The sequence below is a fragment of the Aeromonas sp. FDAARGOS 1416 genome (assembly GCF_019048085.1).
Lineage (GTDB): Bacteria > Pseudomonadota > Gammaproteobacteria > Enterobacterales > Aeromonadaceae > Aeromonas > Aeromonas veronii.
Window position 1 is genome coordinate 36393 of sequence record NZ_CP077301.1, and the last position, 25028, is coordinate 61420.

Sequence of the window (25028 nt, forward strand, 5' to 3'; positions counted from 1 at the left end):
TTGTGCTGGTATTCTGTACCGCGAATATCGGGGGAAAACAATAAGATGAAACAGATTAAATCCTGGGCGCAATATTATGTCGATCTGATGACCAAGCTGGGACTGGTGCGCTTCAGCATGTTCCTGGCGGCGGGTATTATCGTGCTGGCGGTCGCCATCCAGATGGGGGTGACCCTGTTCCTGCGCGGCAACATCGATGTGATCGACTTCGTTCGCTCGGTCTTCTTTGGCCTGCTGGTGACCCCTTGGGCGGTCTATTTTCTCTCCATCGTGGTGGATCAGCTGGAGGATTCCCGTCAGCGACTGAGCAGGATGGTGCGCAAGCTGCAAGATATGCGCGAGCGGGATCTGGAGCTCAATACCCAGCTGCAGGAGAACATCAGCCGCCTCAACGCCCAGATTGCCGAGACCAACCGGGCCGAGAGTCTGCGTCTGCAGGCCATCGAGGATCTCGAGAATGAGGTGTTCCAGCGAGAGAAAGCCCAGCTTCATCTGGGGGAGCGTACTGCCCTGCTGCGCTCCTTTATCGACTGCTCCCCAGATCTGGTCTACTACCGCAACGAGGATGAGCAGTTCTCCGGTTGCAACCGCGCCATGGAGGAGCTGACCGGCAAGGTGGAGGCCGAGCTGATTGGTCTGACCCCGTTCGATGTCTACAAGCAGGAGATCGCCAACAAGGTGGTGGAGACCGACAAGCAGGTTTTTGCCAGCAACGAGCCGCTCACCTACGAGCAGTGGCTGGAGTATCCCGATGGCCGTAAAGCCTACTTCGAGCTGCGCAAGGTGCCCTTCTTCGACCGCTTCGGCAAGCGACTCGGCCTGCTCGGCTTTGGCCGCGACATCACCGAGCGCAAGCAGTATCAGGACAAGCTGGAGAAGGCGAGCCGCGACAAGACTACCTTCATCTCCACCATCAGCCACGAGTTGCGCACCCCGCTCAACGGCATCGTGGGCTTAAGCCGGATGCTGATGGATACCCCCCTCGATCCCAAGCAACACCAGCAGCTCAAGACCATTCACCTGAGTGCGGTGACCCTTGGCAATATCTTCAACGACATCATCGACTTGGACAAACTGGATCGCCGTCGTCTCGAAATTGCGCCAACCCGTATCGACTTGCCTGCCTTCCTCGACGAGCTGGAGACCCTGTCGCGCATTCAGGCGGAGCAGAAGGGGCTCTATCTGCATTTCGATCGGGATGGCGACATGCCGCAATTTGTGATGGCTGACGGCACCCGCCTGCGTCAGGTGCTGTGGAATCTGGTGGGCAATGCGGTCAAGTTTACCGATGAGGGGGGCGTCACCGTGCGTTGTCTCTCCCATCCCGCCGACGAGCCGGGCAAGCTGGCCCTGCACTTCGAGGTGGAGGATACCGGTATCGGTATCCCGCGCGCCCAGCAGGAGAAGATCTTCGCCATGTACTATCAGGTGCAGGGCAAGAAGCACGCCACCGGCACCGGCATTGGCCTCGCGGTCTCCCGTCAGCTGGTGCAGGCGATGGGGGGGCAACTCTATGTGGACAGCGATCCGGGCGAAGGCTCCTGCTTTACCGCCGAATTGGAAGTGGCTTGCGCCGAGCCCGTGTTGCCAGAGCAGGAGGAGGAGATGCCTTCCCTCGATATCCTGCTGGTGGAGGATGTGGAGCTTAACGTGACGGTGGCCTGCGCCCTGCTGGGCAAGCTGGGTCATCAGGTGCAGGTGGCACGGGACGGCACCCAGGCGTTGGCGATGGCCAACCCGGATGATTTCGACCTCATTTTGCTCGATATCCAGCTGCCGGACATGACCGGCTTCGATGTGGCGAAAACCCTGCTGGAGCGTTATGGCGACAGCCTGCCACCCATGGTGGCACTCACCGCCAACTCCACCGGTGATCGCCAGTACTACCGGGATCACGGCATGCAGGATGTGATTAACAAACCGCTTGGCTCCAAAGCCGTGCGGGAGGTGATTGGTCACCTGTTTGCCGATCTGGCCGAGGATGAAGCGGACGAGCAGGCGGATGCAGGCAATCAGGATGCCCTGCTGGATATCCCCTTCCTCACCGATTACGCCGATACCGTGGGTAAACCGGTGCTGCTCTCCAGCGTCGATCTGTTCGAGAAGATGATGCCGGACTACATGGCAGTGCTCGACTCCAACATGATTGCCAAGGATCAAGCGGGGGTGGTGGAAGAGGCACACAAGATAAAAGGGGCGGCAGGCTCCATTGGCCTGCGCCGATTGCAGCAGACGGCACAGCTGATCCAGAGCCCGGATCATCCCGCCTGGTGGGAAAACGTGGAAGACTGGATTGAGACGCTGCGCCGGGAATATCCCGGTGACATCGCCCGTCTGCGGCGCTGGTTGCTGTCTTGAGGCTGGAGGTTGTCTTGAGTCTGATGGAAGTTGTTGGCAAGGAGCTGCGAGATGTATAGCCGTTTGATTACCCCTGCGCGCATCCACCCTTGGGGAGACGAGGATCTGCTGGAGGCGACCGAGCAGGATCGCGCCCGTATCGTGCAGGCCGCACCGGTGCGCCGGTTGCAGCAGAAGACCCAGGTCTTTCCGCTCGATGTGAAAGCCTCGGTGCGCAGCCGCCTCACCCACTCGCTGGAGGTGCAGGATACCGGTCGCCAGATCAGCCGCCGCATTCTGGCCGCCTTGCCTGCCGGGATGGTCTGTGAAGGGGCTTTTATCAATCTGGTGGAGATGTCCTGCCTGCTTCATGACGTGGGCAACCCGCCATTTGGCCACTTTGGCGAGCAGGTGATGAGCCAGTGGCTCGGCGAGATGCTCGATCCCCTCTATCAGCAGGCGCTGGCGCAGCCACCTTCGGCCCAGTGGGCTGAATTGCGTCAGGATCTGCAACTGTTTGATGGCAACGCCCAGAGTCTGCGGTTGGTGCACAGCCTGCACGAGCTCAACCTGACGCTCGGACAACTGGCGGCGCTCTGCAAATACCCGCAGCAGCCGCAACCCGGGGTGAGCTATGGCCAGCATCATGGCTGGAGCAGCAAACGAGGCATCTTCTTTAGCGAGCAGCCGCTCTACAGTGCCCTCGGCCAGAGTCTGGGATTAGCCCCCGGCTGTCGCCATCCGCTGGTCTACATCATGGAGGCGGCCGATGATATCTCCTACTGCATCGCCGACCTGGAAGATGCGGTAGATCGGAGGATCCTGACTCAGGGTGAACTGCTGGCGGCACTGCGAGCTGCTGACCAGAGTGACTACATGGGCACCTTGCTGGATGAGGCGCTTGCCAGTGGTCGGGGCTTTTTCCCCCATTTTCGCCAGCTGTTGACCCGGGATCTGGTGGCGTTGGCGGCGCAGAGCTATGTCAGCGAACATCAGGCCATTTTGCAGGGCTCCTATCCGCAAGCGCTGTTGCATGGCCAGGCGCCGGCGGCGCGGGTGCTCGATATCCTCAAACGGGTGGCCCGCGAGCAGGTCTTTATGCGCCCCGAAGTCGAGGCTCTCGAACTGGAAGGGTATGCGGCGCTGCGCGGGGTGCTGACCAGTTATGCCTGCCTGTTGTCGCTGCCAGCGCCACAGTTTGCCCGCCTGCAGGCCGGGGAGGGGAGCCAGGCGCTGTTCTTTGCGCGCCGCCTCTATCACCGCCTCTCGGCCCGCCATCTCAAGGCCTATCGATTGGCGATCGCCACCCCGGATCCGCGTTTTGCCTGCCAGAACGAGCAGGAGTGGTATTACCGGGTGCGGTTGCTGCTCGATTATGTCAGCGGCATGACGGATACCTATGTACTGGAAGAGTACCGGCTACTCTCGGGGATCTGATGCCCCAAGCTCCCTGTCGGGCAGCATAAAATGCCGTAAAAACGTTTAAAAAGGAGTCGCAAGAGGCTTGTTTTAAATTCGGATATTTTTTAGACTTCTGCAACCTGTTCAACTTTTATCCGGTAAGGAGACGAAAATGCAACATCTGATGCTCAATATTGCATTCTCTCGCGGCACTGCGTGCGGCGTGAAATCTCGTGCTCTTTTACCGCGTGGCGTAAACAGGTAACCCCTGTCTTTTTATCACCCGCGGTTCGTCCCGCAGGGTGATATCCACTTTCTCCGGGAGAACCGCATGTTCAACTGGAGAATGTCATGTCTATCGAACTGGTTTTACTGCGCAGTGTTGAATCCCTGGTCCAGAGAAGAATTGCCCGGGTCGAGCGTCGTCTCGTGCAGGTCAATTTGTCACCCGCCCTGCTCAGGGATATCGGGCTGGAAGGATATCAGGGTCAAATCGCCCTCGTTCGCGAGCGGGAGTATCAAACCGGCTTCCGCCTCGGGAATCGAATAACCTGATCGCGAGGGGGAGAATAAGATCCCCCTCGCTAGTGAAATGGCAGGCTGCATGCCTGCCATTTTTCCATCTTATGGTTGATTCCAGGTTCACATGTTGGTGACTCAGTATTATCCTCTCCGCCCTCTTTGTAACAGCTGCGATTGTTTTCTCGCCTTGCGTCGTCAGGATCTGCAAGATTAGAGGTGGCAGCCCTATCTGTTTTACTCATCAGGACAAGACCTTATGCCGCTCTTTCGTCAGCTTTTTCTTCCTATTTTGCTGTTGTTTACGGGCATGTTGGCTGTTGCGGCTCCCCAACCGCAAGATGAGAGCACAAGTAACGAAATTACTGCACAAAAGGAGCTGCTGATCGGGGTTCCCCGTGGCGGCTATCTCCCTTTCATCTATCAACTCCCCAACCAGCGTTATGCCGGTCCGCTCAAGGAGCTGGCCTCGCGCATTGCAGCCGAAATGGGCGTGTCATTGCGTTATATCCCCTACAACTCCTACGTGGATGCCCAGATTGCTCTCCAAGGCGGCCAGATTGATGCATTAATCGGGGTCGAACGTAATGCTCTTGAATTGAAGGGGATAAACCCTATTGGCAGTATCGGTTCTTATGCTCGCTCCATTTTAATGCATACCCCGGATCAGCGATTGACCCTGGAGCAGGCGCGCAAGTTACGCTGGGTCTGTATTCGCGGGTTTGGCAGTTGCAATGAGTTGGATCGTTTGGGGATCTCTGATGTAACTGAGCTGGAGAGCCGTGACGAGGCGACCTATATGGTCAAGCTGGGCGCTGTCGATGCATATCTTGATTTGGAACCCATTGTTTCCCTCAAGATGGAGAGAATGCCTGCATCAATGGGGGTTGTCGCTCCTGGGTGGCTTTCTGGCAGCACGCTGACGATGGCGACCAGCTCCCGCCAGCCAGAGCTGAGCGAGAAGCTTTGGCAGGCATATCAACGGATACCCGTTGCAGACTCACGATTACGGTTGCATCAGAAAAATGAACGCGCCAACGCAGGTCTGTTGCTGGAACCAGATGAGGCTAGTTGGCTGAAGCAGAGAAACAAGGTCATCAAGTTCGCCGTTGCCCCCGGATTTGCCGGCATCAGCGAAATCGATGATGAAGGTGAATTGCATGGCTATACGGCAGACCTGATGAAGTTATTGAGTCTGCGCTCCGGGATCCGCTTTGAGCTGGTGTCGACAAATACCTGGCAGGAGTCACTTAAAATGCTGAAAGAGCATAAAGTGGACCTTATTCCCTTGATGACACCGCTCAAGGATCGTCAGTCCTTTGCCTCTTTTACCTCCTCCTATCTGAAGTTCGACAGCTATGTCGTAGCCAGACACGGTGCTCGCCCGCTGAAGTCGTTGGTCGAGCTGAAAGGGCGTCTGATTGGTGGTGTGACGGGCTCTTACGAAGCCTCTCTCATTCACGCGCTGGGCGCCGATATTATCGAAGTAGGCAAAGATGCCGATTTACTGACCTTGCTTGATACTGGGCGAGCCGAATATGTGCTGTTGACCATGACCAATCTGGGACAGCAGGCAATGAAGGGTTTCAATGATAAGTATCAGGTAGTGCTGAGCTCCCCCGAATTTTCCGTACCTATCAGTATGGCCGTCGATAATGCTCAGCCCGAGTTGCTCCGCATCATGGACAAGTTGCTGCTGACCATCACGGATGAGGAGTGGCAACTGCTGGAACGACGCTGGCTCAATGTGTCGGTCAATATCGAGTCTGATTACACCCTGATTTACAAATGGTTGGCCATAGGGGGGGGCGCCTTGCTCGTCAGCGGTTTGCTGGTGATGTTCTGGGCTCGCAGTTTGCGTCGCCAGATTGCGCAGCGGAAAATCGCAGAGGACAAGCTGAACGAACAGTTGCTGTTTGTGCAGACCTTGCTCAACTCACTGCCAACCATGGTGGCGCTACGTGATAGCGAACAGCGGATCACCTTGTGCAATCAGGCCTATCGCGATGCTTTCCTCGGTGCTGGCAGTAGCAGTGAGGAGCTCCAAAACATGCCCGAGACACTCAGAAACAGTGTGTTGGAAGAAGAGCGCCGGGTGTGGCAGACCGGACAGGATCTGGAGGGGGCAGGGAGCAACCTGCGAGCTGATGGTACGCCCTGCCATGTTATCTATGCCAAACGTCCTTATCGCGATCCCGATGGCAATATGCTGGGGGTGTTGACAGTACTGACCGATGTCAGCCGGATCAAAGAGGCGGAGGAGCGCGCCCGTCAGGCTGAAAATCGCCTTACCCAGATTACCGACAGCATGCCTGGGGTGGTCTATCAGTATTTGTGGCAAGGACCCGGCAAGGGGCGGTTTTTGTATGCCTCTCAGGGGGCCAGCGAGATCCTCGGGGCTTCCCGGCAGGACCTGTTCAATGCCGAATCGGGTGGTGAGGTGTTCGGCTTTACCGAAGAGGCGCTCCAGGATTTTGTCAGCAAGGTGGCCAATCATGCCGAGACTCTGGCGCCCCTCGATCTGGAGGTCAAGGTAGAGCGACCTGATGGAGATCGCTATCTGCAAGTGCGTGGCAACTTTGTCAGACAGGAGCAGCAGGCACTGATCCTTAACGGGGTGATTCAGGACATCACTGCCCTCAAACAACAGGAATATGAGCTGCGCGAAGCTCGCGCCTATGCCGAGCAGGCGATGCAGGCTCGCAGCCGCTTTTTGGCAACCATGAGCCATGAGCTGCGCACTCCCATTTCAGGCATGCATGGCATGCTCGAATTGCTGCAAATGAGCGAGCTCAACGACGACCAGCGTTTTATGGTGCGCAATGTGGTCACCTCGACCAATAACCTGCTCTATCTGGTCAATGATATCCTCGATTTTTCCAAGATAGAAGCGGGTCAGTTGCAGTTGAATTACCAGAGCAGCCGGTTGCAAACGGTGATCTGCGATGCCATTCGTGGCCACGCGGCACTGGCTCATAACAAGGGGCTCAACGTGGTGCTTGAGTGGGAGCATCATGTGCCGGATTGGGCCGACATCGATGGGGTGCGTATCGGTCAGGTCATCTCCAACCTGCTCAATAATGCGGTGAAGTTTACCGAACAAGGGGGGATTACTATCCGAGTCAGCTACCTGAGCGAGCAACTGACCATCAGTGTCAGTGACACCGGTATCGGGATCGCCGAAGAGAAGCAGGCGCTGCTGTTCACGCCTTTTGAGCAGGTGGAGTCAGATATCAACCGTCGTTTTGGTGGCACCGGACTGGGGTTGGCAATCTGTGAGCAGCTGGTATGCAAAATGGGGGGGGCACTGACACTGACCAGCAAGGCAGGAGAGGGCTCCTGCTTCCGCTTTACCGTGCCGCTAACCAATCCGCAGTGGGATCCCCCTGCTCTGGCTGACACAGAATGGTGGTTTTTCAGCGATGACACCAATCTCGAAGCGGCCATGGTACGGCAGGGGGCCAAGCTCAGGTACTTGGGGGCCAATGAGCTCAGTCGCTCACTGGAAGGATTGCTGTTGGCCGATCAACGGTGGCTTGAGCAAGCGCTGGGGGGGGAATGGCAAAGCTGGCTGCAACACTCTGCGCTGAAGGGGATCATAGCGTCACCCGATGAGGCGTTACGGGGGCGGATTGGTGAACAGAAATGGTGGCGCCTGGGTCTCTCTCCTCTCTATCCGGATCTTCTGCTAGAGAGCTGCCACGAATTGCTACAGGAGCGGGTTACACCAATCCTCCCTGCGCTTGCAGAGAAGCTGGGTGGCAAAGTATTGGTGGCCGATGATCATCCGGTCAATCGTGCCTTGCTGGCACGGCAGTTAGCCATTCTTGGTATCGAGGCTCAGGTTGTGGAAGATGGCGAGAAGGCTCTGCGGGCTTGGCAGGGACAGCAATTCTCTATGCTGCTGACTGATTGCCATATGCCGGTGATGGATGGTTATGCCCTGACCAAGGCGCTGCGGGCTGCGGGAGTGACGGCCCCCATCATTGGGGTAACAGCAGATACGTCGGAAGAGGCGAGTGCTCGTATGGTAGAGGCTGGCATGAGTGACATGTTACTGAAGCCCTACCCGCTGGATATCTTGCGCCAGATGCTGGCCCATTGGCTGGCAGAGAAGACGCCAACCAGAAGCGCGGTTGCGCCCGTTGTTGGGGCTACAGGCATGCAGGCTGAGCGCTGGTTGGCGCTGTTTGGTGACGAGCTGACCGCGCGAGCCATGGCGGTGGAGTATCTCGATTCCAACCGGCAGGATGGCGAGGCCATGATGGCAGCACTGATTTGTCATGATGCCAGCGCCTTGGTAGAGACCGCCCACCGGGTCAAGGGGGCTGCCCGAATGGTCGGGTTGGAGGAGCTTGCCAGCCAGGCCGCCATGCTGGAATCGGCAGCGCGATTGAAGCGGCTTGATGAGCTCGACGATCTGGTCAGCACAGTGCAGAGGTTGATGACGGCGATTGCCCACGACATTGGATTATGGCTCGATGAAAAAAGCACAACATGAGTTGGTCATCATGGTCGTGGAAGACCATGGATTTCAGCGCAAGGCACTGCTGCACCAGATCCGCAGCCTGGGTTACCAGAATCTGCTGGAAGCGGTTGATGGTATCGAGGCGTTGGCGCTTAGCCAGCAACACAACGTCGATATCCTGTTTTGCGATCTGCGAATGCCCGGAATGGATGGCATGGCGCTGTTGCGCCGCCTGTCGCTAGGTGGTTTTCAGGGCGGCATTATCCTCTCCAGCGCACTTGAGGGGGATGTGGTGGAAGCTGTATTGCGTATGAGTACCGCTTATGGCTTGCAGGTGCTCGGTCGCATAGAGAAACCCTCTACGCCGCAGCAGCTCCAGCGGCTTATCCAGGCTTGGTCACCCCGGCAGGAACCAGTCAGAGAAGAAGATGGGCACAGAATAGGACTCGATGAGTTGCGTCGGGCGATCGAGCAAGATCAATTGTTGCCCTGGTATCAGCCCAAGGTGAGTTTTGCATCCGGCGAATGGGTCGGGATGGAGGCGTTGGCCCGCTGGCAACACCCCGAGTTTGGTCTGATCCCTCCCGGGCGTTTTATTTCACTGGCGGAGAGCAACGGGCTTATCGATCCGTTGACCGAGGTGATAATCAGCAAATCTCTGAGTGATGGTCATTTATGGGAGGAAACCGGGTTGTCACTCAATCTGTCGATGAACCTCTCCACCACCTCACTCATTGAAGGGGACCTCTGCAACTTATTGATTGATCAGTGCAAGCGCTGGAGTATCAATCCTGAGCTCATCACTCTGGAGGTGACTGAGAGCGCATTCGTGCAGGATCTGGGCAAGTCTCTGGAGGTGCTGACCCGGCTAAGGATGCATGGCTTTGGCCTCTCCATCGATGATTTTGGTACCGGCTACTCCTCGATGCAGCAGCTGGCACTGTTGCCGTTCACCGAACTCAAACTGGATCGCTCTTTCGTCGATCGCTGCCATGCCGATCCGTCACGTTTGGCTATCATCGAGTCCAGTATCGAGTTGGCTCGCAAGCTGGGGCTGAAGTCGGTGGCGGAAGGGGTAGAGGATGAGGCAACCTGGCGGGTGCTGGCCCAGCTAGGTTGCGACCTTTGTCAGGGATTTTTCTCTGCCCGCCCGATGCCGCGCAGTGAATTGGCTAATTGGCACCGGACTTGGCAAGATAGATTGCCTACACTGATATCTATCTGATTCTGTTGGCTGGATCCCTCCGTTTGAACAAGGATGTTCATGAAAATCTCAAGCAAGTTGCTGCTCAGCTTCGGTTTTATCAACCTGCTGATCCTGCTCTCCTCCACGCTGGTCTATTACCGGCTGACTCAGATCAATCAGGCCCAACACACCCTGCTGGAGCAGGCGCTGCCCACTCTGCAGCGGGATGAAACGAGCCAGAAGGCGCTGGTTGCCACCGTTTCTGCCCTGCGTGGCTATCTGATCCTCGGCAAGGATCCGGCTCAGGCTTCCCGCCTCAAGCAGGAGTGGGAGTCGGCCTGGCAGGCCATTGCCCATCAGGCCTTCAGTCCGACGCTCGCCAAGTCTCTCGAGACCTTTAAAAGCCATCAGGAGAAGGTGTGGACCATAGCCCAGAGTGAAGAGAATCTGCCCGCTCACACCCTGATGCTGCAGGAGGCGGGTCCGCTGGCGGAGGCGGCGCTCGATCAACTGCAATCCTTTGCCAATGAAGAAGTTGGCACTCCGCAGGATCAACTATCCGGCGATCGCCGCATGCTGCTCAAGCAGGTGGGAGATGCCTACAACAGCCTCGCCAATTCCCTCTCAGCCCTGCGGGATTTTCTTATCTCAGGCGATCCCGAATACCGCAGCAAATATCAGGGTTACTATCAGTTTCACCAGCAGCGGGTGGCTGAGGTTAAGCAGCAAGCCGCGCTTTTTACCGACACCCAGCAGAGCCTCTGGCAGCTGTTTGAAGAGATGGCTACCCCCTTCTCCGAGCTGGTGGGGCAGGTGATCGAGAAGCGCCAGGCACCGGATTGGGATCAGGCAAACTACCTGATGGCCACCGACATCGAGCCGATGCAGTCCAGCCTCAGCGAGCAACTGGTCCAGCAGGTGGGGAAAACCCGTGCCGAGGTGGATCAGATTTCGGCGCAGATGACCGGAGCCGGGAGGGCTATCAACCAGACACTGCTGTTGGCTACCGGCAGCGCCATCGTGCTTGGCATGCTGGTCGCATGGCTCTTTAGTCGCCGTCTGACCCGTGACATTGCCTGTCTGGTGACCCGGGCGGGGCAGGTTGCGGATGGCCGGCTGGCGGCCGAGCCCTTGCCAATCACAGGGCAGGATGAGTTGGGAGAATTGACTGGTTCCATCAACCGGATGTCTGCCCAGTTACATCATCTGGTCGGGGAGTTGCAGGGCGCAGTGGGGCAGGTCGAGGTGGCCTGTCTCGATGTGGGCAGCACTACCAGAGCCATAGTGGCGGATCTGACGGAGCAAGATCAGCGGGTCGATGCGGTGGCGGCGGCTATCGATCAGATGTCGGTGAGTGCTCGTGATGTGGCTGGCAACATTGCCGGTGTGGCAGATGGTGCCTATCAGGTGAAGCAGCAGACCCGTCAGGGAGAGGCCGCGCTGGCACGAATGAGCGATACCATGCAGCAGATTGCCACCATGATTGGGCAGGCCAACGAGGCCATGGGGCTGTTGGAGCATCAGAGTGAACAGGTGGGGCAGATCACCGAGGTGATCGCCACCATTGCGGAGCAGACCAACCTGCTGGCCCTCAATGCGGCGATCGAGGCGGCACGGGCAGGTGAGCAGGGGCGCGGTTTTGCGGTGGTGGCCGACGAGGTACGCCAGCTGGCGACCCGTACCCATCAATCCACCGCCGAGATCAGCCAGACTATTGCGGCCATCTCCCAGCAGACTCGCCAGACGGTAAGTACCGTCAGCAGCGGTACCCGGTTGGTAGAGCAAGGGCGGGATGCAGTCGGATTGGTGACCGATACCCTGAGTGCCATGAACCAGCTGGTTCAGTCGCTGTCGGGCCAGCTGGAGGCCATTTCGGTGGCAACCGAGCAGCAGTCGCGGGTGGCCGCCGAGGTATCCGGGACGGTCGACGACATTGCCGCGCTCAGTCGGCAATCCTGTCAGCGTAGTCAGCAGGGGGAGGAGATCGTAGCCAGACTGGCTGGCGATACCGGCAAGCTGAAGGCGGTCATCGCCCGCTTTGATCTTGATGCATGAGATGGCGGGAGCATCCCGCCATTGCTATTGCCATTCACCGGGCCGTCTGGCCCGTGGGTTTAGTCCAGACGTCTGAAGGTGTGGTTGTCGAAGCTGCTGGTAGTCTCTCGGTTGAGCAGGCTGACCAGCAAAATCGCACGTTTCTCTCCATCCGGCTCCATATAGATGGCTTCGAAGCCGGCAAGCGGCCCCTCTTCAATCAGCACCTTGTCGCCCGAGCAGGGCAGGCTGGCGTAGCTGGCTCTCGCCTCGTCGCTGTCATCGCGGCTCATCAGCTGATAGACCAGCTTGCTGCTGATGGGGGTCCATTCACTGCCAAAGTGGATGATCCGGCTGATGCCGCGGGTCGATTTCAGGGTGACTGGTGTCACCTCTTCCAAATCAACGAAGATAAACAGATAGTTGGGGAACATGGGTTCCCGTACCGGAACTCGCTTGCCCCGGCGCAGCTTCTCGATCTCCACCATGGGGTAATAGGATTCGATACCCTGGGCATCGAGGTGGGCGCGGGCGCGGGCCTCTTCTTTTGGCTTGCAGTAGGCCAGATACCATTTTTTCATGTTATGAGTATGTTCGTGTTGCCGTGCTCGCGGATATGATAGCGGCGCCAATAAAAAAGGCCACGCATTGCGTGGCCTTTTTTGCCGAGTGAGCAATTACCAACCTTTTACCAGGCCGCCTTTGAACAGCTCGAGACCTTTCTTGTAGACATCGTCGGTTTGGAAAGCTTGTACGAACTGTTTGACCTTCTCGTCATCCTTGTTGTTGTCGCGGGCGACGATCAGGTTGACGTACGGGGACTCTTTGTCTTCAACAAACAGGCCGTTCTCGGTCGGGGTCAGACCAATCTGGCCGGCGAAGGTGTTGTTGATGATGGCCAGATCCACATCTTCCAGCGAACGCGGCAGTTGGGCTGCTTCCAGCTCCACAATCTTGAAGTTACGCGGGTTGCTGGCGATATCCAGCACGGTCGCTTCCAGACCGGCACCATCCTTCAGGGTGATCAGGCCCTGTTTGGCCAGCAGGATCAGGGAGCGGCCCAGATTGGTCGGATCGTTCGGTACCGCGATCTGGGCGCCATCTTGCAGCTCGCTCAGCGCCTTGATCTTCTTGGAGTAACCGGCAATCGGGTAGACGAAGGTGTTGCCAACCGGCACCAGCTTGAAGCCGCGATCACGCACCTGCGCATCCAGATAGGGTTTGTGCTGGAAGGCGTTGACGTCGATGCTCCCATCGTTCAGCGCCACGTTCGGGGTGACGTAGTCGGAGAAGTTGACCACCTCGACTGTCAGACCGTATTTCTCTTTGGCTACCTTGGCAGCCACTTCAACCAGTTCGGTCTCGGGGCCGGCAATAGCGCCCACTTTCAGAACCTTGCTCTCTTCTTTTTGACCGCAACCGGCCAGAACCAGACCAGCCAGCAGGGCAGCCGCAACGGATTTGATGCCAAATTTCATAAAACCTCCTGTCAGAAATCGACGATTAACGATGATCACATTTGTTGACCAGGCGCTCACCCGCGCTCTGGATAAGTTGAACCAGTACTACCAGGATAACCACGGTCACCAGCATGACGGTCGGGTCAAAGCGCTGATAACCATAACGAATACCCACATCCCCCAGACCGCCGCCACCGATGGCCCCGGCCATGGCCGAGTAGTTCACCAGAGTGACGAGGGTAATGGTGACACTGTTGAGGATGCCGGGCAGAGCCTCGGGCAGCAGCACCTTGGTGATAATTTGCAGCGGCTTGGCGCCCATCGCCTTGGCCGCTTCCAGCAGGCCGTCCGGCACCTCCATCAGGGCCCCTTCCACCAGACGGGCAATGAAAGGGATGCAACCGACGGTCAGCGGCACGATGGCGGCGATGGTGCCGATACTGGTGCCGACAATCAGCCGGGTTAGCGGAATGATGGCGACCAGCAGGATGATAAAGGGCACCGAGCGACCCACGTTGACCACCATACCCAGAGTACGGTTGAGCAAGGGGTTGGCCAGGATCTGGCCCGCCTTGGTCACGTGCAGTGCCACGCCGAGCGGCAGACCCAGCAGGCAGCCGAACAGAGCGGAGGCAAACACCATGATCAGGGTGTCGCCCAGGGCCGTGATGAGCAGATTAATCATGGCTTCGGACATAACCCATTACCTCCAGCTGAATGTGGTTGTCGATGAGAAACTGCTGGGTCGCCTCGCACTGGGCTTCATCCCCGAACAGCTCGGCCAGCAGGAAACCGAATTTGACGCCACCTGCGTATTCGATGTCTGCGCTCAATATGCTGATGTCGATGTTGAAACGGCGGCTCGCCTCGGAGATCAGCGGCGTATCAACCGTGCTGCCGGTAAAGCCGAGTTTCACCAGCGGGTAGCTGCCCGGCACCCGCTCGCTGCTCATCCGATCCTGATACTCCTGCGGTACCTCCAGATGGATGGTGGAGTGGATGAAGTCACGAGCCAGCTGGGTCTTGGCATTGCTGAAGAACCAGGCCACTTCGCCCTGCTCGATCAGACGGCCGTCGCTGATGATGGCCACTTCGTCACAGATCCCCTTCACCACATCCATCTCGTGGGTGATGAGCAGGATGGTGAGCCCCAGCTTGACGTTGATCTCCTTGAGCAGGGTCAGGATCGAGCGGGTGGTCTGCGGGTCGAGAGCAGAGGTTGCCTCGTCACAAAGCAGTACCTTGGGGGCCGGTGCCAGTGCGCGGGCAATGGCGACGCGCTGCTTCTGACCGCCGGAAAGCTCGGACGGATAGGCCTGGGCACGGGCTTCCAGCCCGACCAGCGCCAGCAGCTCGGCAACCCGTTGCTGGATCTTCTCTTTGCTCCAGCCTGCCAGCTCCAGCGGAAAGGCGATGTTGGCAAACACGGTGCGGGAGGCAAGCAGGTTGAAGTGCTGGAAAATCATCCCGATCTGGCGGCGAGCCTGGGTCAGATCCCGTTCGCTCAGGGCGACCAGATCCTGGCCATCAACGATGACTTGACCCTCTGTCGGGCGCTCCAGCAGGTTGACACAACGAATGAGGGTACTCTTGCCGGCACCGGAGGCACCGATCACCCCGAAAATTTTGCCTTGGGGTACATGCAGACTCACATCACGCAGGGCGTGCACGGCGTCACTGCCTGTACCGTAGACTTTGTTGAGACCGATCAACTTAATCATGGATTCTTCCGTGCTAACAGCCTTAAAGCACAGGGCGCTACAGGCGGGGAAATTGGGCAGAGGTTCCACTGGGTTACTCTGCCAGCATGGAGGATGATGCTAAGATGTCTGGATGGCCGTGTCAACGCATGTTTTTACGTCTAGACGTCTAAAAAAGTGATAAGGATTTCTGTCAGGCGGATAACGATCAGGATGGTATTGTTGCTCTGCCAGATCCTGTTTCGTCCCTGCGGCAGATAACCGAATTAAAGATGGTTTATACACGGTAAATGCTGGTTTTATTAGTGTGCCAGCCCGTTTCTGTTCACATCTGCTGTCGAGCTTAATGCTCCACCATCGTTACACAAATTGCTGCACAAATCGTTCCCTATTCGCGACCGGATCACCTGACCGTCACTTTGTCGGCGTCAACATTGATGCAGCGCAAGGGGGGCTCGGATAGGGATTGGGTCGGTGGCGCCGGTTTTTTATACTAATGACGTCGACAAGCATGGAGGGCAGTGCGATGAGATTCCAACAGATCAAAGAGTTGCTGCACTATCTTGAGCAGGTTCATCACCAGCTCGGACTCTGTTACGGGCGTTTGACCAGTCAGGTGGACAGCGAACGCAGCCGGATGTTGCTGGTCTATCTGCAAGGGCGTGAGGATGCGGCCAGTGCCCATCTGCACGAATATGCCGCTCAGCTGGGAGAGGCGGTCAGGGAGACCTGGCTGAACCAGAGTTTCAGCGAGGATATGCTGCCTGCCATTACCCGCTTCGAGCTGCCGGCATCAGTCCAGACTCAGGATATCGTCACTCAGGTATGCCGCTGGGAAGAGCAGCTGGTGGGCGAGCTGAGCCACCTGGCCCGGGAGTGCCCGACTCCGGCCACCACCGCCTTGCTCGAGAATCTGGCCGGGCTGGAGCAGACCCGCCTGACTCGGCTGGTGCACGGGGTGCATCGACTCGACGACATGTAGCGGGTGATAAGCACCAAACACGCAAGATGGCCGCAAAACAAAAGGGCCCGGCAGCAGTGCCGGGCCCTTTCCATTGGTATCTGCTGACTTGCAGTGAGCGTCGGTCAGCCCTGCTGCTCGGCCGCGTAGAGGGCGGCCCCGATAATGCCCGCCTGATTGAGGCTGGCCGCCGGAATAAGCGGCGCCCGGGTCTCGATGCGATCGACAAACTTATCCAGCTTGGCTGCGCTGCCGCCCCCCAGAATGAAGAGGTCGGGGGAGAAGAGAAACTCGAGGCGCGCCAGATATTTGTTGAAGCGCTTGCCCCAGCGGTTCCAGGAGAGATCTTCCCGTTTGCGCGCCGCATCGGAGCAGTAGTGCTCGGCGACCATTCCTTCCAGCATCAGATGGCCCAGCTCGGTGTTGGGCAGCAGATGGCCGTTGACGAAGATGGCTGTGCCGATGCCGGTGCCGACCGTGATGAGGATGATGACCCCCTTGCGATCCTTGCCGGCGCCAAAGCGCATCTCGGCCAGACCGGCGGCGTCAGCATCATTCAGCACATAGCAGGGCTTGCCGGTGACATCGGCAAACAGATGCTCGGCATCGGTTTCGATCCAGCTCTTGTCGATGTTGGCGGCACTCTTGGCAACCCCGTTGTGTATGGTGGCAGGAAAGCCGCAGCCTACCGGTCCTTTCCAGTCGAAGTGTTCGACCAGCGCCTTGAGGGTATGGGCGATGGCGGCCGGGGTGGCCGGTTGCGGTGTGGCAATGCGATGGCGCTCGCCAATCAATTCGCCGGTTTTGGTATCGACCAGACAGCCCTTGATCCCTGAGCCTCCAATATCCACTCCCAACATATGCATCTGTGTTGTCCTTGTTGTGTGCCGAGCAGTTTGCAGTGACCACGCTGTTATGGGCACCGCAGGTCGGCAGAGCATGAAAAAAGTGCTGCAATCCGGCAAGGGGCAGATCACTTATGCGTGATCCGACAGACCTTTTTCGATGCAGCGGATCAGCAAACGGGTCTTCTTGTTCTCTTCATCCTGACGCCGGGCAAGGGTGGCCAGCGCCCATTCGATATGTTCGGCCACCATGGGCTCGGCGGTGGTCAGCGCCAGTTGCAGGGCGGCGATTACCTCGGGAGTCGCCGGGCCATTGCCAAGGGCGACTGCCAGATTGCGACGCCAGCGTTGATAGCCGATGCGGCGGATCGGGCTCCCCTCGGTCTGTTTGAGAAAATCGCTCTCGCTCCAGCACCACAGCGCCAGCAGGGGCGGGCGGTGCAGGCTGGTGCGGGGGCTGAAGTCGGGTTCCGGGCTGGCATCGGCGTAGCGATTCCAGGGGCAGATAAGCTGGCAGTCGTCGCAGCCGTAGATGCGGTTGCCCATCAGGGGCCGGAACTCTTCCGGAATAGGACCGTCGTTCTCGATGGTGAGATAGGAGATGCAGCGGCGGCCATCTACTACATAGGGGGCGACAATGGCGCCGGTCGGGCAGATGTTGATGCAGGCGACACACTTGCCGCACTGCTCCTTCTCCACTGGCTGGTCGAGTGGCAGCGGCAGGTTGAGCAATAGCTCACCGAGAAAGAAGAAGGAGCCGGCCGATTCGTTGAGCAGCAGTGAGTGTTTGCCAACCCAGCCTAGGCCCGCCTTGGCTGCCAGTGGCCGCTCGAGGATGGGGGCGGAGTCAACGAAGGGGCGCCACTCACCCAAGGTCTCTCCAGTGCCTTGAAACAGCTCGGCGCAGCGCGCTTCGATGCGTTCACCCAGCTGTTTTAGCCGGTTGCGCAGCACCTTGTGGTAGTCGCGACCGAGAGCATAGCGGCTGATATAGCCGAGGGTCGGATCGCGCAGGGTGGCGGCAAAACCCGCCTCGAACGGCAGGTAGTTCATCCGCACCGACAACACCCGCACCGTGCCCGGCAGCAGCTCGTGGGGGCGCGCACGCATCATGCCGTGACGTGCCATGTAATCCATGCTGCCGTGATAGCCCGCATCCAGCCAGGCCTGCAATCTCGGCTCTTCGATACGCAGATCGGTGTCGGTGATGCCCGCCTGGTCAAATCCTAGCTCCCGTGCCCAGAGCTTGATATCGTGGGCCAGCTGGTGGAAGTCAGGTGCGCTCATGCGGCTTGGCCTGGCCGGTGTTTGCTGGCGTGGGTCGATTGATAAGAGGCGGGAGCCGTCATGGTAGAGATCATCAGGGGCGCGTTGGGCACAAAAGAGGGGGGCAGTTTACCACAGGGGCTGTGGCAGACTGAACAGATCCGCACACTGGAGCGCAACTGGGCCACGCGTGAGGGGCAACCTCTCTATGCCCTGATGGAGCGAGCCGGTGCCGCGCTGCGCACCTATGCCACCCTGCATTGGCCCGACAGCCGCTGCTGGTGGATTTTCGTCGGCCCCGGCAATAACGGCGGTGATGGCTATGTGCTGGCCCGCCTTGCCCGCCAGATTGGCATCGAGGTGGTGGTGATTGCCGCCAGGGCACCCGACCAGCTGAAGGGGGATGCCAGACGGGCTGCCGATGAGTGGCTGGCAGCCGGTGGTCGGGTCTGGCTGGCCGAGCAGTTTGATGGGGCCCAGCACTCCGCCCCGGAGCTGGTGGTTGATGCCCTGTTTGGCACCGGCGTCAACACGCCCCTCTCGCCACTACTGACAAAGATCGTCGCAACAATCAATGGCTTGGCTGTGCCCGTGCTGGCGGTGGATCTCCCCTCCGGCCTCAACGGCGATACCGGCCGTGCCATGGGGGCCGTGGTGCAGGCCACTCGCACCCTCACCTTTATCGGTATCAAGCAGGGGATGCTCACCGGCGACGGGGTGGATTGCGTCGGCCAGCTCGACTGTGATCCCCTTGGCGTGACGCCTGATGACACTATGCTGCCCGCCGCCTGGCGTATCGATTATCCGCAGCTGAGCACGCAGCTGACCCCGCGCCCGCGTGCTTCCCACAAGGGCTCTTATGGCAAGGTGCTGCTGGTGGGGGGCAATCGCGGCATGCAGGGGGCCATCGTGCTGGCTGCCCGCGCCTGCCTGCGGGCGGGGGCCGGGCTGGTGAGGGTGTGTCAGCATCCAGAACATCCGCCGGTCAGCCTCTACCAACCCGAGCTGATGAGCCTCACCACCGCTGATGACGAGGGGTGGGCGTCGGTGCGGGTCATTGGCCCCGGGCTCGGTCAGGATGAGTGGGGAAGAGCGCAAATCGCTCGTAATCTTACCGATCGGCTGCCACTGGTTTTGGACGCCGATGGATTGAATTGGCTGGCGCAATCTCCCCGCCATCAGGATAATTGGGTGCTCACGCCCCATCCCGGCGAAGCGGCGAGACTGCTGGGATGCTCCATTGCCGAGATTGAAACCGACCGGTTTGCCGCCGTGCAGGCACTGCAGCGGCGTTATGGCGGTGTGGTGCTGCTAAAAGGGGCGGGAACACTTATTTATGACGGCGAGCGGGTCGCTCTCTGTTGTGAAGGCAATCCCGGCATGGCAAGTGGCGGCATGGGCGATCTGTTATCTGGTATAATCGCCGCCCTTTTGGCCCAGGGCTGGTCTGTCACCATGGCAAGCTGGCTGGGCGCCGTGATCCACGGTGAGGCTGCAGATCTGGCCGCCGCTGACGGCGAGCGGGGCATGCTGGCGTCAGATCTGCTGCCGCTGATCCGCAAACTGGTTAATCCCGACACCATTACAAGTTAAAAAGAAGAACATGGCAAAACAGTTGATGATGACACTGCCGGACGAGGCAGCAACCGTGGCACTGGGCGGCCGTCTGGCACATGCCTGCCAGCAGGCGACTACAGTGTTTTTGCATGGCACGCTTGGCGCCGGTAAAACCACCCTGACCCGCGGCTGGGTGCAGGGCCTTGGCCATCAGGGCAAGGTAAAAAGCCCGACTTACACCCTGGTCGAACCCTATGAGCTCGATGGCTGGCAGGTCTACCATTTTGATCTCTATCGCCTGGCTGATCCGGAAGAGCTGGAATTCATGGGCATTCGGGACTATTTTGCCGCCAACACACTCTGTCTGGTGGAGTGGTCCGAGAAGGGCGAGGGCTGGTTACCGGCTCCCGACCTGGAAATTACCCTCACTTATGTAGGCGAGCAGCGCGAGGTTCTGATAGAGGCTCGTACTGCTATTGGCGAAGCCATTCTGGAACGGTTGTCATCTACGTGCGCTTGATCCTTGTTATTGCTCTCTCTTTGATGGCGTTACCCTCCTGGGCGAATCAGCTCAAGAGCGTACGAATCTGGCCATCACCGGATAACACCCGGGTGGTGCTCGATATGAGCAGCGCCCCCAATTACAACTACTTCACCCTCACCGGTCCGGATCGGCTGGTGATCGATCTGAAAGGGGCGAGCAACGCCGCCAATCTGGCCCGGATCGAGAACAACAGCGAACTGGTGCGCAAGATCCGCCAGAGCACACCGCTGGAGAAGGGCGGTCTGCGACTGGTGATGGATCTCAGCTCCGCCATCAAGCCGGTGGTCTTTCCGTTGGCACCAGCCGGGCCCTATGGTCACCGTCTGGTCATCGACCTGCCTTATGAAGAGAAGCGCTCGGCGGCTGCGGTGCAATCCACGCCTGTCGGTGGCAAGGGCAAGGGGGTGGTGATTGCCATCGACCCGGGCCACGGCGGGGAAGACCCGGGCTCCATCGGCCCGCGTCGTACCTACGAGAAGCGGGTCACGCTGGCGGTCTCCCAGAAGCTGGCGGCACTGATCGACCGCGAGCCGGGGATGCGCGCCGTGATGACCCGTCGTGGCGACTACTTCGTCGACCTCAACAAGCGCTCCGAGATCGCCCGCAAGGCCAAGGCGGATCTGCTGGTCTCTATCCATGCAGACAGTTTTCATAACTCCACCCCGCGCGGCGCCTCGGTCTGGGTCCTCTCGACCAACCGTGCCAACCGCGAGATGGGCAGCTGGCTGGAGAAGCAGGAGAAGCAGGGCGAGCTGCTGGGCGGTGTCGGCAAGGTGTTGGCGGAATCTGATCCCAATCCCTATCTGGCGCAGACCTTCCTCGACCTCTCCATGGACAAGTCCCGTGCCGAAGGGTATGACGTCAGCCGCCAGATCCTGCGCTCCATGGGCAAGGTTGCCCGACTGCACAAGAAGGCGCCGGAGCATGCCAGTCTGGCGGTGCTGAAAGCGCCGGATATTCCATCCGTGCTGGTGGAGACCGGTTTTATCTCCAACCATGCGGAAGAGAAGCTGCTGGCCACCGCCAGCTATCAGGACCAGCTGGCCCGCGCCATCTTCGAGGGGATCCGCAACTACTACCGCGCCCACCCGACCAAGGGGGCCATGCTGACCGGCAAGGGGCAGGTGAGCCAACCTGCCACTACTAGCCCTGCACCGGTATCCCGGCAGCCGGTGAGCCAGCCCAGGCAGGCACAGTCGCAGCCGGTAGTGACCAACAAGATGCCCGCTACTGCCCGCGACAGCGGCACGGCGAGTGGCTCGGGCGCCGGGGTGATCAAGCCTTACTCGGCGGCAGCGCAGGAGAGCGGTGCACCGGTCAGCAGTGTGGGGGACTATGACAAATCGCGGATGCTCCGCCATGTGGTCAAACGGGGCGAGAGCCTCTCTCGCCTTGCCGAGAAGCATGGGGTGAGTCAGTCCACTTTGGTGGAGATCAACCAGCTGCGCAGCCGGGATATTCAGATTGGTCAAACAATCTATATTCCCCAGCAAGGGCAGAGCCGCGCTGCCGCCCCCGTTCGCAGTGACGACAAGTCGCAGATGATCCGCCATGTGGTCAAGCGGGGCGAGAGTCTCTCCCGCCTTGCCGAGAAACATGGGGTGAGTCAGGCTCGGCTGGTAGAGATCAACAAGCTCAAGTCGCGGAATATTCAGGTAGGGCAGGTGCTCTACATTCCGCAAAACTGACGCGCGGGAGCGGGTGATGCCGCTCCCGCTGTTAGCGAATACCATCAGCAAGATTGAAATTCAGGAGTCAGCGATGCCGATCCGTATATTACCCCCTATCCTTGCCAACCAGATTCCGGTTGGTGGAGAGGTGGTAGAGCGGCCCTCCTGGAGCCTTAAGAGACTGACCATCCGCAAGATAGAAATTCAGGAGTAAATGATGCCGATCCGTATTTTGCCACCCATTCTGGCCAACCAGATTGCAGCCGGAGAGGTGGTGGAGCGGCCCTCTTCTGTGGTGAAAGAGCTGGTGGAGAACAGCCTGGATGCGGGGGCTGACCGGGTCGAGATCGACATCGACAGGGGGGGCACCAAGCTGATCCGTATCCGTGACAACGGCTGTGGCGTCGCCAAAGACGAGCTGGTACTGGCGTTGTCGCGTCATGCGACCTCCAAGGTGGCCACGCTGGACGATCTGGAAGGGATCAACAGCCTCGGTTTTCGTGGCGAGGCGCTCGCTTCCATCAGCTCGGTCTCCCGTCTCACCTTCACCTCCCGTACTGCAGATCAGTCCGAAGCCTGGCAAGCCCAGGCGGAAGGGCGCGAAATGAGCGTCACCATCAAGCCGGCGGCCCATCCGGTGGGCACCACGGTGGAGGTAGTGGATCTCTTCTTCAATACCCCGGCGCGGCGCAAATTCATGCGCAGCGAAAAGACCGAGTTTGCCCATATCGACGAGCTGGTGCGCCGCATCGCGCTCTCCCGCTTCGATGCCACCCTGATCCTGCGCCACAATGGCAAGGTGGTGCGCCAGTACAAGGCCGCCAATACCGTGCCGGAGCAGGAGCGACGTCTCGCCGCCGTTTGCGGCACCCCCTTCATGCACCATGCGCTGGCGGTGGAGAGCGAGCACAGCGATGTGCGGCTGTGGGGCTGGCTGGCGACTCCGGAGGGGGCAAGACCACAAAACGATCTGCAATACACCTATGTCAACGGCCGGATGATGCGCGACAAGCTCATCAACCACGCCATTCGTCAGGCCTATGACGAGTTGCTGCCTCCCGATCGCTTCGCCGCTTATGTGCTCTATATCGAGCTGGATCCCCGTCAGGTGGATGTCAACGTCCACCCGGCCAAGCATGAGGTGCGCTTCCATCAGGCGCGGCTCATCCACGACTTTATCTTTCAGGCGCTGTTTACTGCGCTGCGCCGCGAAGGAGTCAGCGCCGTTCATCAGGACGCGCCGCTGGCCGAAACCCTGGTCGAGTTGCCGGTCACTCCGCAAATTGAATATCCCGGTCAGGCGCCACGCCCCGAATGGTACGGAGCCGAGCACAGCTACCGGGCACCTGCACAGGTGCGGGAGGGGGGCGGTGGGGCTGGCCGAGCCAGCAATTATCAACCGCCCGAGCCCCCAAGCCGGGAGGCGATGCGCGGCATGGGCGCTCTGCTCACTACGCTGCCTATCGCAACTGCGACTGAGGCTGCTCCCGCACAGTCCACCGACACGGTGCCGTCACCCAAACAGGGGGGATGTCGCGCCCTGACACTGGTGGATCAGGCCTACCTGTTGATCGAGCGGGATAATCAGCTGGCGCTGCTCTCGCTGGTGCGCGCCGAGCGGGTGCTGCTGCGCCACTGGCTGCTGGAGACCTGGGGTCAGGGGCTGGCGGCCCAGCCACTGTTGCTGCCGGTCTCCTTCAAATTGCCGAAGAATCTGATCGTGCTGGTGACCGAGCAGGAACGTTTACTGAAACGGATGGGGCTGGAGTTGAAAAGCGGGGGGCGCGACACCATGATCCTGACTCGGGTGCCGGCCCTGCTGCGCCAGACCGATCTGGTGCGGTTGTTACCCGAATTGCTGCAACTCATCGAGGGCGGATCTGACAGTGATGCTGGCCAGCAGGCTGAAGTATTATGCCAATGGCTGGTGGAGCAGGGGATAAGCCGCGAGAAGATATACGATTTTTCAACTGCCAGTCGTCTGCTGACGGAACTTGTGACCGATTTCAGTGACCAACTGGCAGACATTCGCATGGTGCGCCCGCTTTCGCTGGCGACCGTGCTGGAGGAGTTTGAACATGGCGAGTGACTTGCCGACCGCAATTTTTCTGATGGGGCCGACGGCCTCCGGCAAGACGGATCTCGCCATTGAACTGTGTCAGGCATTGCCTTGCGACATCATCAGCGTCGATTCGGCGCTGATCTATCGCGGCATGGATATAGGTACGGCCAAGCCGACCGCTGATGAACTGGCGCGGGCCCCGCACCGGCTGATCGACATTCTTGACCCGGCCTTGAGCTATTCGGCAGCCGATTTTTGCAAGGATGCCCTGCGGGAGATGAAAGAGATCGCCGACCGCGGCCGCATTCCGCTGCTGGTGGGCGGCACCATGCTCTATTTCAAGGCGTTGCTGGAGGGATTGTCCCCATTGCCCTCCGCCGATCCCGCCGTTCGTGCCGGGATTGAGGAAGAGGCTGCCCGCCTCGGTTGGCAGGCGCTGCACGATGAGCTGGTGCGCATCGACCCGGTGGCCGGGGCGCGGATCCACCCCAATGACCCACAGCGACTCTCTCGGGCGCTGGAGGTCTACCGTATCAGCGGCAAGACCCTTACCGAGCTGACGCAGGTGCAGGGGGAGGGCTTGCCCTATCGGGTGCAGCAGTTTGCCATCGCCCCGAGCGATCGTGCCGTGCTGCATCAGCGGATCGAACAGCGCTTTGACAAGATGCTGCAAGGTGGCTTTGAACAGGAGGTTCGTGCGCTGATGGCGCGCGGCGATCTGACCCCGGATCTCCCCTCCATTCGCTGTGTGGGTTATCGCCAAATGTGGGACTACCTGTGCGGTGAAGTGGGGTATGATGAGATGCGTTATCGTGGCATTGTTGCCACACGCCAATTGGCAAAACGACAGATGACCTGGTTGCGCGGCTGGCCCGATGTGACCTGGTTGGAATCTGGTGAGTCTGGCAATCTCGACCGCGTGCTTGCTCGCGCTGGTGCGGCTTGACACTCCCTGTATAATCAGGTTGTTATATTGATATTCGGTGTTTAAAAACAACAAACTATAAGGAAAAGAAAA

At 59.2% G+C, this 25028-nt stretch carries 19 protein-coding genes; 13 read left to right on the forward strand and 6 right to left on the reverse strand.

Annotated features, from left to right (window positions below; all coding sequences use genetic code 11):
• Nucleotides 1-45 precede the first annotated feature (45 nt).
• The 6 genes from arcB (at nt 46) to I6L46_RS00200 (ending at nt 11966) form a co-directional block, all read left to right on the forward strand.
• Complete coding sequence (gene arcB, locus I6L46_RS00175) at nt 46-2358, forward strand: aerobic respiration two-component sensor histidine kinase ArcB (protein ID WP_005339096.1); 2313 nt, start codon at nt 46-48, stop codon at nt 2356-2358.
• Nucleotides 2359-2409: 51 nt separating this feature from the next.
• Nucleotides 2410-3774 (forward strand): dGTPase, encoded by a 1365-nt coding sequence (gene dgt / locus I6L46_RS00180; RefSeq protein ID WP_216977033.1) that lies wholly within the window; start codon nt 2410-2412, stop codon nt 3772-3774.
• Between the two features lie 315 nt (nt 3775-4089).
• Entirely contained in the window at nt 4090-4293 is a 204-nt protein-coding gene (locus I6L46_RS00185) for a hypothetical protein (protein WP_005349248.1), read from the forward strand.
• A gap of 223 nt (nt 4294-4516) precedes the next feature.
• Entirely contained in the window at nt 4517-8758 is a 4242-nt protein-coding gene (locus I6L46_RS00190; RefSeq protein WP_216977035.1) for a transporter substrate-binding domain-containing protein, read from the forward strand.
• Nucleotides 8739-9950 carry an EAL domain-containing protein gene (locus I6L46_RS00195; RefSeq protein WP_216977037.1) on the forward strand — a complete coding sequence of 404 codons (1212 nt, stop codon included), beginning with the start codon at nt 8739-8741 and terminating at the stop codon, nt 9948-9950. Before I6L46_RS00190 ends, I6L46_RS00195 begins: the two co-directional genes overlap by 20 nt.
• A gap of 39 nt (nt 9951-9989) precedes the next feature.
• On the forward strand, nt 9990-11966 hold the full coding sequence (locus I6L46_RS00200) for a methyl-accepting chemotaxis protein (RefSeq protein WP_216977039.1): 1977 nt from the start codon (nt 9990-9992) through the stop codon (nt 11964-11966).
• A gap of 59 nt (nt 11967-12025) precedes the next feature.
• On the opposite strand, the gene rfaH is transcribed toward I6L46_RS00200, so the two are convergent.
• From rfaH to metN, 4 genes are all read right to left on the reverse strand, one after another.
• Nucleotides 12026-12526 (reverse strand): transcription/translation regulatory transformer protein RfaH, encoded by a 501-nt coding sequence (gene rfaH / locus I6L46_RS00205; RefSeq protein ID WP_005339074.1) that lies wholly within the window; start codon nt 12524-12526, stop codon nt 12026-12028.
• A 96-nt stretch (nt 12527-12622) separates the two neighbouring features.
• On the reverse strand, nt 12623-13423 hold the full coding sequence (metQ, locus tag I6L46_RS00210) for a methionine ABC transporter substrate-binding lipoprotein MetQ (RefSeq protein ID WP_005339072.1): 801 nt from the start codon (nt 13421-13423) through the stop codon (nt 12623-12625).
• A gap of 25 nt (nt 13424-13448) precedes the next feature.
• On the reverse strand, nt 13449-14102 hold the full coding sequence (locus I6L46_RS00215; protein WP_005339070.1) for a methionine ABC transporter permease: 654 nt from the start codon (nt 14100-14102) through the stop codon (nt 13449-13451).
• Nucleotides 14083-15126 carry a methionine ABC transporter ATP-binding protein MetN gene (metN, locus tag I6L46_RS00220; protein ID WP_005339067.1) on the reverse strand — a complete coding sequence of 348 codons (1044 nt, stop codon included), beginning with the start codon at nt 15124-15126 and terminating at the stop codon, nt 14083-14085. Before metN ends, I6L46_RS00215 begins: the two co-directional genes overlap by 20 nt.
• Nucleotides 15127-15631: 505 nt before the next feature.
• Between metN and I6L46_RS00225 the strand changes: the two genes are divergently transcribed.
• The gene (locus I6L46_RS00225; RefSeq protein ID WP_043822996.1) at nt 15632-16087 is read left to right on the forward strand and encodes a hypothetical protein; all 456 of its coding nucleotides are present in this window, start codon (nt 15632-15634) and stop codon (nt 16085-16087) included.
• Nucleotides 16088-16191: 104 nt separating this feature from the next.
• On the opposite strand, the gene ppgK is transcribed toward I6L46_RS00225, so the two are convergent.
• Both ppgK and queG read right to left on the reverse strand, forming a co-directional pair.
• Nucleotides 16192-16932: a polyphosphate--glucose phosphotransferase gene (ppgK, locus tag I6L46_RS00230; RefSeq protein WP_005339062.1), complete on the reverse strand. Its 741-nt coding sequence runs from the start codon at nt 16930-16932 to the stop codon at nt 16192-16194.
• Between the two features lie 111 nt (nt 16933-17043).
• On the reverse strand, nt 17044-18198 hold the full coding sequence (queG, locus tag I6L46_RS00235; protein WP_216977041.1) for a tRNA epoxyqueuosine(34) reductase QueG: 1155 nt from the start codon (nt 18196-18198) through the stop codon (nt 17044-17046).
• A 60-nt stretch (nt 18199-18258) separates the two neighbouring features.
• On the opposite strand from queG, the gene I6L46_RS00240 reads away from it, so the two are divergent.
• The 6 genes from I6L46_RS00240 to miaA are packed head-to-tail and all read left to right on the forward strand — an operon-like array spanning nt 18259 to nt 24956.
• Nucleotides 18259-19770 carry an NAD(P)H-hydrate dehydratase gene (locus tag I6L46_RS00240; RefSeq protein ID WP_216977043.1) on the forward strand — a complete coding sequence of 504 codons (1512 nt, stop codon included), beginning with the start codon at nt 18259-18261 and terminating at the stop codon, nt 19768-19770.
• A gap of 10 nt (nt 19771-19780) precedes the next feature.
• The gene (tsaE, locus tag I6L46_RS00245) at nt 19781-20254 is read left to right on the forward strand and encodes a tRNA (adenosine(37)-N6)-threonylcarbamoyltransferase complex ATPase subunit type 1 TsaE (protein WP_164537642.1); all 474 of its coding nucleotides are present in this window, start codon (nt 19781-19783) and stop codon (nt 20252-20254) included.
• Nucleotides 20255-20277: 23 nt separating this feature from the next.
• Nucleotides 20278-21966, forward strand: a complete 1689-nt coding sequence (locus I6L46_RS00250) for an N-acetylmuramoyl-L-alanine amidase (RefSeq protein ID WP_245133431.1) — start codon at nt 20278-20280, stop codon at nt 21964-21966.
• A 16-nt stretch (nt 21967-21982) separates the two neighbouring features.
• Nucleotides 21983-22162, forward strand: coding sequence for a hypothetical protein (locus I6L46_RS00255; protein ID WP_047436150.1), 180 nt, complete (start codon nt 21983-21985; stop codon nt 22160-22162).
• 3 nt (nt 22163-22165) lie between these two features.
• Nucleotides 22166-24037: a DNA mismatch repair endonuclease MutL gene (mutL, locus tag I6L46_RS00260; RefSeq protein ID WP_216977047.1), complete on the forward strand. Its 1872-nt coding sequence runs from the start codon at nt 22166-22168 to the stop codon at nt 24035-24037.
• Nucleotides 24027-24956, forward strand: a complete 930-nt coding sequence (miaA, locus tag I6L46_RS00265; RefSeq protein WP_216977049.1) for a tRNA (adenosine(37)-N6)-dimethylallyltransferase MiaA — start codon at nt 24027-24029, stop codon at nt 24954-24956. The genes mutL and miaA overlap by 11 nt, the downstream gene beginning before the upstream one ends.
• Nucleotides 24957-25028 lie beyond the last annotated feature (72 nt).